Source organism: Nocardia cyriacigeorgica (assembly GCF_005863245.1).
GTDB classification, from domain to species: Bacteria; Actinomycetota; Actinomycetes; order Mycobacteriales; family Mycobacteriaceae; genus Nocardia; species Nocardia cyriacigeorgica_C.
Genome location: NZ_VBUT01000012.1, coordinates 205,103 through 217,902 on the forward strand (window position 1 = coordinate 205,103; position 12,800 = coordinate 217,902).

The following is a 12,800-nucleotide window of genomic DNA, read 5'->3' on the forward strand; positions in this document are numbered from 1 at the left end:
GCGCGGCACAGAGCTCGTTCGATCTTGCCGCCATCACGTCGAGCGCACGGCGACTATCACGCAGACGCTGGCGGTTCCCAGTCGATGTCGAGCCACTCAGCTCGCGGGTCGTCCTCGCTCGTCTTCGCGAAGTACGACGGGTGATGCAGCTGGTGTGGGCACTCGTCGTTCCGTCGGGCGTCCAACAGCCGCCCGTACTCGTCTTCTAAGTCGGTCCGAGTCGCGAGCCTAGACGGCCAGAACAGCGATTCTCGCTCGTTGGGCGGACAAACCTTGCATGGAAGATACAGATTCTGCGGCTGCCACCGCACCCAGCGTGCCATGGGTCGCATCGTACTGCCCTCCGAAAAGCCTGCTGCGACTTGACGAAACCGATAGGAAGGCCGGCGCGGCGGCTGACTTCGGACGCTCATCGGACGGAGTCGATGCGGGTCGTGATCCAGTCGAGGACGCGGCTGACAGCGTTGTCGTAGCCGAGCTGGTGGACGCCGGAGGAGTAGAACTCGGCGGCAGCGGTCGACTCATGGGCCCGGCCGGCGAGATCCTTACCGGTCGTGGGGCCTGGAGCGGGGGTGATTTGGGTTGCCAGATCGCTGATGCGGTTGGCACCGGTGCCAGTGAGTGCCGAGGCCGCGGCCGTAGCGAGGTCGGCGGCGACGGGTGCGAGCCCGGTGAGTTCGATACCGGCGTTGATCGGGTCGCCGGTGGCGAGTTTCTGGGCGGCGCGCCAGGCGATGTCCTGGGCGGCGCCGACCGCGCGTGCGAGTCGTGTGATGTCGAGGCGGGCGAGGACGTCCACGATCTGGGCGGCGATGCTGGTCCAGCCGCTGGGGTCGATCGGCGCGGCCATGGACAGGGCGCGAGCCGCCAGGTGCAGGTCGACCTGGTCGGCCATGCGGATCAGCGGGTGGAAGGCGTTGTTCAGCTCGCCGCTGATGCGGTGGGCGCCGGGGATATCGCCGGCGACGAGTCGCTGCGGCAACTGGATGAGGCCGTCGACGATGGCGGGTATGTTCGCGGCGAATTCGGCGAGGCCACTGAGGACGATGAACACCTGCCGGGTCACCGAGGCCGGATCGAGGCCACCGCGGGTTTCGGTCGCGAAGGTGTCGATGATGCCTCGCAGGGCAGGGTTTCCGGTGAAAGCGCGACCGAGGGCGGCAAAGGTCGGCGTGTCGGTGGGCGAGGTCGCGCAGTACAGGTCGCCGGTCGCGCACACGGTGCGGACCCGGTCGGCGAGGGCGCCGAAGTCCTCGCGGGGGCCTGCGACGCCTTGCCCGGTGACCGGGTCTCCTAGTTGCGGGGTGTCGGGGTCGCGGCGGGGGTCGGCGATCAGTCCGACGGCGAGGACTCGGGATGCGGGTAGCGGGCCCCGGCCCTGGCCGATGGAGGCGGTGACGGTGCCGACGATGTCGGCGCCTTGGGAGTATCCGGCCATGACGACCTGGGTGCTGTCGCACAGGTCGGTGAGTGCCTGGGTCAGGGCGGTCGCACCGCCGGCCGCGGAGACCGGGTAGGGCACCGCGAGCGCGGGATAGGGCAGGTAGCGGATGTCGATGTCAGCGCCGTAGCGGGCGCGCAATCCCTCGCCGATGGGACTCAGCAGCCCGGCGGACCGGGCGGGGTCGGCGAGGGGGTTGGTCTCGCCGGTGCCGGGTGCCAGCACGGCGGTGAACGGCGGGCACGGCGCGGTAGGTGCGGCGGCGGCGGTCCCGCTGGTGGCGATCGTCGCCGCGGTGACGGCGGTGGCAACGGTCAGCGTCCCCGCCATCAATCGCGCGAGCAGCGCGTGGTGACTCACCCATGTTCGGGCGCGGGATCCATTGAGCATTGGCGCTCCTGTCGCAGATCGAGTCCCAGGTGCGAGGTTGCACCTGCACAAAGGGGACTCCAGATAACGGCGCGCTTTTCAACGATTGGACGTGTTGGACACACGAATACGGATTCCTGATCGCGACATCGATACCACCAAGACGGTGCCGACCTTGCTGCATGCCTGGGCGAAGTGCAGCGTCGGCCCGCCGATCGCTTGGTCGGATCTACACCGCTGTCCGCCGGCTATGGCTGAGTCGGCCGACGACGATCACCCGCGGTGCAAAAGAGTCCGCACGCATCGTTGACATCCGCTGGGGAAGAGTTGTGGGTGTCGGGCCCTCGCCAGGTAATGCGCGGCGGCACTGTCAACTCCTTGACGCCGCGATCCTTGGTGCTATCGGTCTTTGTCGCGGAATGCCTCGCGAGATTCGTCATCTGACTCCGGGCTTGTCGAGTCGTTGATCGCCGGTGTGTGCCGTGGGTCGGCCAGTCTCGCGACACCGCGTACCGGAAGCACTGCCGCAATCGAGACCACCAAGATCACCGCCGCGACCCAAGCCACAGGTTCGGGCCCCATCAATGGAATTGTGGCTGCGGCCAAGAGCAAGCCGACCGGGCTGAGTGCAGAATTCGCCAACGCGTCGATGGACAGCACACGGCCCAGCAGATCGGGGGGTGTGCCCGTCTGCAGCGCGGAAATCCACAGCACGCCAAACAGGGACAGCCCGATTCCCGCGACCGCACTGGCTGGAATGATCGCCCAGGCGGGGGCGACCATCGCGACCGCGGCGACCTGGGGAAGTTGGGCAGACAGCGCGAGCATTCCCCACAGGCCGGGTCGTGTGGTCTGGACCGCGCCGCCCCACGCTGAACCTACGAAAGCGCCCAATGCTTCGGCGGCAACGATCATGCCGACCAGCCGGCCGTCCCATTCCTCGGCGTAGAGCATGGGTATGAGCACCGAGAGCGGACCCATAACTAATGCGATCTGCACAGCGCCTTGCAGCAGGATGGCGAGCTGCCAGCGCTGCGTCAGCACATACCGTGCTCCGCCGATAGCCTCGTCGAGGAACGACGATTCGTCGTCGGTCCGTGCGGGGGCGGAATCAGCGACACCGAGCAGTGTGAGGACGCTGACGGTGAAGGCGGCGACGTTCGCGACGAGGGCGAGTTCGGCGCCGGCCGAGGCGACCGCGATGCCGCCGACCGCGGCGCCGACGATTGCCGCGAGCCGGTTCGACATCGACCGCAGGGCGTTCGCCGGACGCACTTGATCTGCGGGCACCAGGGAGGGGATGAGGGCTCCGTACGCGGGCCGGTAGATGCCGCCGCCGATACCCATGCACAGAGACAGAGCGGCCAGTACCACCAGCGGCGCGTCGACTCCCAACGTCAGAATCGAGATGACCGCGATTGCCCGGATGAGGTCGGAGACGATGATCACCCGGGTGCGTCGGAATTTGTCGATCAGGCCACTGCCGATCAGCAGCGAGACCACACCGCCAGTCGCGACGCACGCAAGTACGATGCCAATCGCCTGTACCCCGTCCTCGCGCCGGGCCAGGAACAGCGTAATGACCACGGCGAACATTGCGTCGCCGACCATGTTGACCAGTTGGCCTGCCCACACGCGCCGGAAAACGGGGAACCGCAGAACCTCCAGGACGCTCACGCGCTCTCACCACCCTTTGTTGAACAGCTCGCATGTCGGCGGAGGATTCGCTCACCCAGCGATCCGGCAAGCGAATCGGTGTCAGCACCATCGGCCATGACGACCCTGTGTGTGTCGCCGTGCGTGATCAAGGCCCCCGCGTCCTCCAATCGCGACAACAGATTCCGGCCGCCGCGATTGGTCCACTCTTCCACATGCGGATCGTCAGTCCGATTCCGCAGCCGCCGCACTAGCGCGTCCACGACCGCGTCCCGCTTGTCGTTCGCTGCCGTGGCGATCACGACAGAATCGATCCTTGCGAGCGCCTGGTTCAGTCGCGTCCGATACTCGTCGGTGTGCTGGAGGGCGAGCCCACCACTGCAGTCGATGACACCTTGGGACAGGTGTTCGAGGACTTCCTCGAGCACGAACAGCTCGAACTTGCTGTCATAGCGATGTAGTGCTTCAGCTCCGGATTCGTCGAAGATCCGATCTGCTCGCGCCGTTGAGTAGCCCCACCTTCGGCCGCGATCCTGACGGATCTCGTCGAGGCAGACGAGGCGCATCGAGAGGTGGCGTGCCAGGCTCCAGGCGAGAGTGCTCTTGCCGGAGCCTGGCGCACCCAGAATCGCGACGACAGTCATGACACCGGCGCAGCGAGCGCCTTCCGGTACATTTGCTCGGCAAGGTCGGGTCGGACCTGTTCGCTATAGAGCGAATACAGGAAGGCGACGGGGCTTTCCAACCTTGACGTCAGATACCACTGTCGCAGGCGGCTCGTAGCCAGCTCCCACACATGAATTCGACCACGGAGGACTGCCACCAGGTCTGACGCATGGCAGTCGATTCCAGCGGGGATCGCCATCAAGGCAGAGCGAACGTCTCCATCGACGGGGACGAACTGTGCGCGGTTGAAGTCGAGCCCAAGTATCTGGCAGTCGTTGTCGTCGAAGCCCCGCAGACAGACCGCGAAGCGGACGCTGCCGACCTGTTCGCCGAGGTAACTGTTGGTATTGATCAGCGCCTTGCCAAGAGGTGACAACATCAACAACGGCGCCATGAGACTGAGCTCGCGCATGATCAGTTCACGGTCAGAGGAGTCCACCGGCTCAGCGAAAATCGGAGCCGGTTCGATGTTGAGATCGATCTCGCCGGCTCCGTGCAGATCGGGGTCTGGTTCTGTGTCGGGTAATGGTGTAACCCAACGAGCGCGGCTGGTGGTCGATGTGCCGGCAATGAAGCTGGCAGTCTGACCTGGTGTCAGGCCGACCATTCGAGTGTCGATCGACAGCCGGTTCGCGACCGCTTCGAGTTGGCCGAGGTCGGACCACAGGAACTTGCCGTGCTTGCGCGGGCTTTGCAGGTATCCAGTTCCGCTCAGCAGGATGTACTGAACCTGCGGGAACAACGTCAGTGGCTGGTTGAGTACCGACTGCAGGATGTCGACACCGACGGTGTTCCGCCCCGTTTCCGACTCGACAGGCAGCATATTGTCGAACGCGCCCAGTTGCCCTGGTGGGCAGATCTGCGCGTTGTGGGTCGAGATGTAGACCGCCGGATCGCACTGCTGGAGCGAATGATCCATCTCGATCTCGGTGTCAGATTGTACGAAGATCCCGCGGCCCGAATCAGCAGGTCCGAAATAGAGGCTGGTTACACGGCTCTCCCACGACGGCGCGTCCGGGCTGCCTTGGAACAGCTGAACGACCGTGTCCGCGATGGCGTATGGCTCGCCATGTGCCAGCAGAACGGGCCGCAGGCCAATCATCTCGATGGCGTCGATGCACACCTGAGGAAGGACTGACGGCACAAGAACGGTGGTCTCTGGCGGCAACATTCGCAGCGACGGTACATGGAAGTGATCGAGGTGCTCGTTGGTTACCACAACCGCGTCGACCGCGGGCAGGTCATCGATCTCGACGCGGCGTGGCGGCCAAATCTCGAAGCGCAGCTCGTCGCTGTTGCCGAACGATGCCGTGAGGACGGGATCGACGAGCACCCGAACCGTCCCGACAGTGAGCATCCAGGACTGCTGACCGATGTATGTCGTGGTGAGTTCCATGATCACTCGACCCCTTCACTGATGATCTGCAACTGCTTGGTGTAGACGCGGCACGAGATATCGGGGCGGATTTGCTCCCCGTACAGGTTGAACATCAGCGCCACTAGGGAGTCAGTCGAGTTTCCGGTGTACCACGACCGCATCGCGATACCAACGACGTCCCAAATCTGCAACTCGCCGGTGAAGACAGCTGCCAGGTCCGAGGCATGGGTTACCAAGCCGAATGGAAACTCCGTGAGGGCATCCTCCAGTGGCACATCAGGGATTTGATCGAAGATCCCGGTGCGGACGTTCCACGCGTACGATCGGGCCGGTGCATGATGGGTTAGTAGCTTGATGATCAGCCGGTGGGTACCGAGGTTGGTCTGTTCCCGACCGGCCCCCACGAGCCGACGGCCCAGGTCGGAGACCAGTATTCCCCGGCTCAGATAGTCGAGACCAGCTTCGACGGCATTGATATCCGTATTCTCGTTATCGGTGTCGAGCGGTATGCGGATGGGCCTGAGGCTGATGCGCCCGTTCTCGCGAAGAAACTGCGCGCGACGTTCTTTCAGCTCGGCGAACCGCGAAGCGTCCACGCGCAGCCAGCCAAGCTCGCCGACGTTTCGGATCCCATCCGGTCCACATTCGATCAGTTCGCCGGGCTCGGGACCATAGACGTCCACGTTCCGCACGAGCAGCGACAAGCACTCGGCAAGTTCTCGCTGCTCGGAGAAGGGGAATGGGCCCATTTCCTCATAGTCTTTGAGGAATCCGCCACCGCACACGAGGAAATGGCAATCTCGCAGCTGGGGAGCGTCCGCGTATTGCACGAGAAGCTGATGTCCGATATCAAGTCCAGCGAAAGCCGTGAGCTGACCGGAGCCCTCGGACAGCTCGCTGGACTTCAGATTGTCCAGCGAGCCGAAAACGCCAGGCGGGGTGATTTGGGCATTATTGCTGAGCGCCAGGACGGCAGGAGGCGGAACCCTCCCGTTGTCGATATCTGCCAGGAATTCCTCGGATACCAATGCATCGATGCTGAGATAGATTCCCGCTACGTCAGGGTCGGCGGCGTCGCGCACATACACTTGGCTGACCCTGCTCTCCCAGAGCACGGTTTCCGGATGCGGGGGGTACAGCGTAATGACGGTCGACCCGACCTCGATATCCTCGCCGAATTGTGCGCGCTGGACAGTGAAACCCAGCTCTTCGATGTGTTCGGTCACCGAGTCGATCATCAGGGGTCCAACAATCACTGGTGTTGCCCGGCTCAGCTTGTTCAATGATGGGAGATGGAAATGGTCGGAATGTTCGTGGCTGATAACTACAGCCGCCGGGTCCGGTAGCCCATCTATACGGATCTTTCGTGGCGGATAAATCTCCACCGGACTCGATGTGTATTCCTCGCCATAGCGGGGCAGCAGGATGGGGTCGAGTAGAACTGGGTGCTCCTGCGTCCCGCAGGCGAATCCGTTATGGCCGAGAAAGCCCATCAGCATTGTTGACCTCCAGTGTCATAAGGCCAGCAGCCGCCGGGGCTGCAAGCCCCGGCGACTGCGGACGATCATCGGACGTAGTACGAAGGAGTAACCCCACGCTTGATCGGCGAGTTGCTGGACGCCGATGTCTTCACAGAAGCCAGCCCCTTCTTCAGTTTGGCAATGTCCGACGCGGTGAACTTCGACATGCTGATATTCCCTTTCTTCCCTTGAATAGAGGCCGCGCTTCGGCCCCCATCATCGAGCCAACCCGGCTCGAAGATCATTGACGCGATGGGCCTGATGCAGATATCGCAGGTCTGCTGTGCTGCCAGCGAAAAGTTGTAATGCGAGTCCCCTCCCCGAAATTTCTGGCATCCCGAGACGATCGGCTGCTACGCCGTGCGGTCTAGTGTCCTGAGTCGGTAATTCGTTGGCAGTATGCGGCGAGGGTTTCGAGGATCTCGTCGGCGGTTTTGGTCCAGACGAGTGGTTTCGGGTCGGCGTTCCAGGTGGTGATCCAGGCTTGGATGTCGGCTTTGAGTTCGAGGACCGATCGGTGGGCTGAGCGGCGGAGTTTGCGGCTGGTCAGTTCGGCGAACCAGCGTTCGACGAGGTTGAGCCAGGACGCCGAGGTGGGGGTGAAGTGCAGGTGGAATCGCGGGTGGCGCAGCAGCCATTTCTGCACTTCGGGGGTCTTGTGGGTGGCGTAGTTGTCCAGGACCAGGTGCAGGTCGAACTCGGCCGGTACCGCGGTGTCCACGGCTTTGAGGAAACGCAGGAACTCCTGGTGGCGGTGGCGCGGATACATTTCGGCGATCACCGACCCGGAGGCGAGATCGAGCGCGGCGAAGAGGTTGGTGGTGCCGTGGCGCACGTAGTCGTGGGTCATCCGCGCGGGGGTCGTCGGCATGATCGGTAGCGTCGGCGCGGTCCGGTCCAGGGCTTGGACCTGGGATTTCTCATCGACACACAACACGAGCGCGTTCTCGGGCGGGTTCATATACAACCCGACCACGTCGCGGACCTTGTCCACGAACAGTGGATCGGTCGACAGCTTCCAGGTCTGCACGACATGCGGTTTGAGCCCGAACGCCCGCCAGATCCGCGAGATCGAGGACTGCGACAAACCCACCTCGGTGGCCATCGACCGCGTCGACCAGTGCGAATCCTTGTTTGCTGGTGGAGACTTCAGCGTCTTGGCGATCACCTCCTTCACCTGATCATCGCTGATCCGGCGCGGCGCGCCGGCCCGCGGACGATCCGACAGACCCTCGACCCGGTCGGCGAGGAATCGAGTTCTCCACTTACGCACCGTTTCTCGAGAAACCCCCACCCTGCCGGCTACCGCGCTGTTGGACCCACCCTCGGCGCAGGCCAGCACGATCTGAGCGCGAATCACCAACGCTTGAGCCATTTTTCGGCGCCGTACCCACCCCTGCAGCACCTCACGCTCGGCATCGGACAACACCACGGGCTCAACCTTCGGCGACGGCACACCCAAAGTCTAGACTGCGAATAAACTTTCGACTCAGGACACTAGATGGATGCACCCCCACTGTGATGGAGCACGCTACCGCATCACGTCATAATGTCAAGCCTTGCAATGATTTACAGCTCCTGACGGTTCTGTGGGATCGGATGTTCCCATAGGTGATACTGCGAACCTCCGACTGGTGTTCGTCGTGGACCGGACTGTCATATTGGACATGCGAATACATGGATCGGGGGTCGCCCCAATCCTGGCAATCCGGCGCAACGGCAGCTCGTCGTATCCGGGAGCTGTCTTTGCCCCTGTATCAATTGTTTTCAGCTCGATTCACCAAGGTTGGACGAGCTGGATGCCGAAACGGTTCCATCGTGTGATGGGCATCACATGGTGTGGGGTGGCTTACCCCCCAGTGCTGCCTGGCACCAGGGAGCCCAGGCGCCGGGCTGTGTCGGTCGGCATGCGACATCCGAAGCCGGGCCGCGCGGTAGAGAGCTGGACTCGCTTGGTGTGGGCGTGTGAGTGAACGCCAGGCTCGCATCGCGGTGCGGGAAAGATTGCAGGGGCACACCAGTCCGGTAGCCCTAACTAGGTGCGGCAAACGCTGCCGTCCTGGGGCGGGCTGCGGGACCTGATGCCTCGATTCGCGGGTACGCGAAACGTACCCGGCGCCGGATTGCCGGTCGCCGGGTACGTTTGGCGCGGGTTCGGCTATTAGATGGCGGGCGTGGCCTGGTTCGCAGGCGCACCATTCCACGCCGCGTAGAAGTCGGCGACCATGGTGTCGGCGGCGTCGGTGGCCGAGGGGAATTCGGTACCGATGGGCAGTTCGCTGGCCTTGTCGAGCCAGCGCCACCGTTTACCGTCCTCGGAGCGGACTGCGCCGACGCGGATCCGTTCCCCGGCGGTGGTGATGGCGTAGACGGTCAGTAGCAGGTCGTCCCAGTAGGGCACGGGTTCGGTGATGACGCGGTATGGGTGCGTAGCGGTCTCCGCGATCTCGCACGCTGCCATCGCATTATCGAACATGGTCAAACCCTCTCGCGAATGTCGTGAATTTCCGTTGTGCTGCCCGGCCCGTATTCCTAAGAGCCGGGGGGAGTGCAGATGGGTTGTCTTGATCGGATCGGGAAGAATCACTGTGGTCCTTCCCGATCCGGTCGTTGGCTCGTCGCCCCGGTGTTCCGCCGCTACTCGAGCGCGAACTTCTTGGGGGCGTCGTTGGTTTGGACGGCGACGCCGTTGGCGGCGAGCTTGACCAGGGCGTTGTGTACCGCGCCGGAGGAGCGTTCGAGCGCTTTGCCGATCTGGTGCGGGGTGAACGATTCCCCGGGATGATCACGCAGATAGTCCTCGACCTGCCCGCGCAGTCCGCCCGGCGGCAACTTGTCCGGCTTGCCGTCTCCGTCCTCAGCGACCGTCGGCTCCGCTTCGTCGGGTTTTGGCTCCGTTTGCTCGGGTTCCTGTGCGGCACCGTCGGTCTCGTCAGCAGCCTCGTCAGTGCCGGTGCCGCCGGTGTCGCTCTGTTCCGCGAGCTCGGAGGCGGGTTCGGGCTGAGCGGCGTCGACATCGTCGGTTGGGCTGGGGGTGGCCGACCATGTGTCGGCGCTGCGAGGGTCGGGGCTGGATTCACGGCGGACGTGATGGTCGGCGGCCCAGCGCGCCAGCGTTTTCCGGGCGGTCGACCCGCCGATTCCGGCGGCTTTCGCCAGTTCGGCGGCGGTTTGGCCAGGGTTGGTGGTCAGCGCATTCCAGAGCGCTGTCTCGGTGTCGGTGCGCAGTTCGGGCGGCGCGGTGGTGGTTGTGGTGTCGATCGTGGGTGTGGACATGACGGCTCCTCAGCCATTCGAGTGGTTTGGGTGGTCATGTCCCGGCCGGGACGGTTACCCCGTGATTCCGGCGGGTGCCGGTCAGTGGGTTCCCTTATTCATGGACGCTCGATACGGCGTGGAATGTCAAGCTGAATGGGAAGAATCCCGCGGCGCAGCTGGGAATGGGCTGGTCAGCGCTGAGAAATTGGTGAACGCCCACGCCGGCTGTCATTCTCTGGATGTATTCGTGCACAGTGGATTTTGTTCTATCAAGACAACGTGGGTGTCGGTCGGGTTGCTGGCTCGTCGTTGTCAGCTCCGGGTGCTGGCGTGCTTCATTTCTTCGGAAATCTGTCCGATGAAGAAATGCTCACCTGGTCAACGCAGAGTCGGGGTTCACGTTCTGCTGTGTGCCATGGGGCCGCAGCGACCGTGTCTGGTGCTCGCGGCGTTGCAGGGGGTGGCGGGCTACAGGTGCTGGTTCTCGTTGGGTGTCGTCGGGGCGAGGAGAGGTCTTGTGGCGCCGTAGTACTGGTCGCCTTCCCGGCGGTAGTCGGCGATCTGGACGGGTTGTCCGAAGGTGGGTGCGTTGATCATTTTTCCGGCGCCGAGGTAGATGCCGACGTGGTGAAGGTTGCCCGCGGTGCCGTAGAAGACGAGGTCGCCGGGTTGGAGTTGGTCGTCGGGGATGGGGGTGGTGGCGTGGTATTGGTCGTGGGCGACGCGGGGGAGGCTGATTCCGGCGACTGCGTAGGCGGCTTTGGTGAGGCCCGAGCAGTCCCAGCCGCCGTCGACGGGCCCGTTGCCGCCCCACACGTACGGCATGCCGAGTTGGTCGCAGGCGAAACGGAGAACCGTCGCGGCGGTGGGCGCGGCATGGATAGTGGCGCAGTCGCCGGCGCCGGGATGCTGTTTCGGGGGTGCGGGTGTGGCGTAGCGGCGGGCTTGGTCGAGGACTTGGCGGACGTACCAGTCAGCGTTGTTGTAAGCCCAGATCGCGCGGTACATGTCGGCGGGTGCGCCGGAGTCGCACAGGTAGTAGGCGGCGGCGTGGACCGCGTCGCTGGGGTTGTACCGCGAGGGCGGGCTCGCGCCACCGGGCGGCATCGCATGACGGGTTACGACCTGCTCGAAAGTTAGCGCGAGGAACTGCATCGGCCCGCCGGCCCCGGCGAAGTTCTCCCCGGAGGCGACGCCGGGGAGCTGGGCGCGGCCGTGGTCTGTTTCGATCTTGCCGATCGAGGCGAGCACCGACCAGTCCAGGCCGGGACAGACGTCGGCGGCTCGTTGGTAGAGCACCAGCATCTCGGGAGGGATGTCGGAGACGGCGTCGGGACTTGGAGCACTCGTGGAACCACTTCCCGCGGTGGGCGGGGCGAGGGGACCGCTGTTGTGGTCGAATACGACGACGGTGGCGACGACCGAGGCGATGACGACCACCGCGAACCCGACCGCGGAGCACCCCGCGGCAAGGACTTTCAGCATCACAGCGACTCGCCGCGCGGCGGTAGCGGCGGGGGAGCGGGCAGCGGACGGTGTCCGGCGGGTGTCGGAGTCTCGCCGGTGTCCTGTGGTGACGCGCTGGTGGTGAGGTGGGGCCAGACGGTGGCCAGTTGGTGTGGCCGCAGCCTCGTGGTCCCGGCGGATTCGAGTGGCAGCCAGACGCGGTCGGCGGGATTGGTGGGCGGGCTTATGGGGTGGAGGAGGTCGGCGGCCGCGGTGGCGACCGGGACGGTGTCTGGCTCGGGGAGGTCGCGGTGGGTAGTTGTGAAGGCCTGGCGGAGGTGGGCTTCCCGCTCGGTCGTCGGGGTCCAGATGAGTAGTGGTGTGGTGATGCCGGTGGTGCGGGCGAGTTCGGCGTAGCCGTGGAGTTTGCGGGTGACTTGGCTGGTGTTCTCGCTGCCGAGGTCATATTCGAGGAAGAAGTCGAGGGTGTGGCCGCGGTGGGTGTAGCGGCCGTAGCCGTCGGGGCGGGCGAGGTCGCCCCAGAGGCGCTGGCAGCGGGTTTCCGACCACCAGATAGTGAGTCGGCTGTCGTGGTGGTGGTTGGCGGCGAGGCTGGTGAACCAGTCGTTGACGCCGACGGTGTGGGCCAAGTGGAGGCTGTGAGCGATGGCGACGGCGCGCTCGGAACGATAGGCGAGATCGCGGACGTCGACGCCGATCTCGGCGGCCAGCACGGCGGCTCCGGCCGGGGCCAGCACCCAGTGCGCGGGCGCGCTTCCGGCCGCGCGGAAGGGTCGGAATCGGTCGACGACGCCGGCGTGGTGCAGCAGGAGCAGGCGGCGGCGGGCGATCTTGAGGGTCGGGAACGCAAGGATGGCCAGTTGCGGGGTGGTCAGGACGCGGTGCTCGTGCAGCATCCGCAGGATCCACCGGTCCCGGTGGGTGAGCCGCGTGGCCAGCGCGGCGTGTTCGGCGGCCGGGATGGTGCCGGATCGGCGGGCCGGGCGCATGCTTGTCTGACGGGCGGGGCGGTTGATCATGGAGGCGGTTCTCCCTTCCACACGCG

The 12,800-nt window shown here is 64.7% G+C and carries 10 protein-coding genes; all 10 read right to left on the bottom strand.

Annotated features, from left to right (window positions below; translation table 11 throughout):
- Positions 1 to 409: 409 nt before the first annotated feature.
- Entirely contained in the window at positions 410 to 1,831 is a 1,422-nt protein-coding gene (locus FEK34_RS26565; protein ID WP_138452172.1) for a cutinase family protein, read from the bottom strand.
- A 378-nt stretch (positions 1,832 to 2,209) separates the two neighbouring features.
- A complete protein-coding gene (locus tag FEK34_RS26570) occupies positions 2,210 to 3,487 on the bottom strand; it encodes an MFS transporter (protein WP_138452174.1) in 1,278 nt (425 codons plus the stop codon).
- On the bottom strand, positions 3,484 to 4,110 hold the full coding sequence (locus tag FEK34_RS26575; RefSeq protein ID WP_138452176.1) for a shikimate kinase: 627 nt from the start codon (positions 4,108 to 4,110) through the stop codon (positions 3,484 to 3,486). Before FEK34_RS26575 ends, FEK34_RS26570 begins: the two co-directional genes overlap by 4 nt.
- Positions 4,107 to 5,528 carry an MBL fold metallo-hydrolase gene (locus tag FEK34_RS26580; protein WP_171048414.1) on the bottom strand — a complete coding sequence of 474 codons (1,422 nt, stop codon included), beginning with the start codon at positions 5,526 to 5,528 and terminating at the stop codon, positions 4,107 to 4,109. Before FEK34_RS26580 ends, FEK34_RS26575 begins: the two co-directional genes overlap by 4 nt.
- A 2-nt stretch (positions 5,529 to 5,530) precedes the next feature.
- Positions 5,531 to 7,009, bottom strand: coding sequence for an MBL fold metallo-hydrolase (locus FEK34_RS26585; protein ID WP_138452180.1), 1,479 nt, complete (start codon positions 7,007 to 7,009; stop codon positions 5,531 to 5,533).
- A 388-nt stretch (positions 7,010 to 7,397) separates the two neighbouring features.
- Positions 7,398 to 8,486, bottom strand: coding sequence for an IS630 family transposase (locus tag FEK34_RS26590; protein ID WP_138452182.1), 1,089 nt, complete (start codon positions 8,484 to 8,486; stop codon positions 7,398 to 7,400).
- A 705-nt stretch (positions 8,487 to 9,191) separates the two neighbouring features.
- On the bottom strand, positions 9,192 to 9,491 hold the full coding sequence (locus FEK34_RS26595) for a hypothetical protein (RefSeq protein ID WP_138452184.1): 300 nt from the start codon (positions 9,489 to 9,491) through the stop codon (positions 9,192 to 9,194).
- Between the two features lie 176 nt (positions 9,492 to 9,667).
- A complete protein-coding gene (locus FEK34_RS26600) occupies positions 9,668 to 10,306 on the bottom strand; it encodes a hypothetical protein (protein WP_138452186.1) in 639 nt (212 codons plus the stop codon).
- A gap of 450 nt (positions 10,307 to 10,756) precedes the next feature.
- Entirely contained in the window at positions 10,757 to 11,773 is a 1,017-nt protein-coding gene (locus FEK34_RS26605) for a C40 family peptidase (protein ID WP_138452188.1), read from the bottom strand.
- Positions 11,773 to 12,774 carry a replication-relaxation family protein gene (locus FEK34_RS26610; protein ID WP_138452191.1) on the bottom strand — a complete coding sequence of 334 codons (1,002 nt, stop codon included), beginning with the start codon at positions 12,772 to 12,774 and terminating at the stop codon, positions 11,773 to 11,775. The genes FEK34_RS26605 and FEK34_RS26610 overlap by 1 nt, the downstream gene beginning before the upstream one ends.
- Between the last annotated feature and the right edge of the window lie 26 nt (positions 12,775 to 12,800).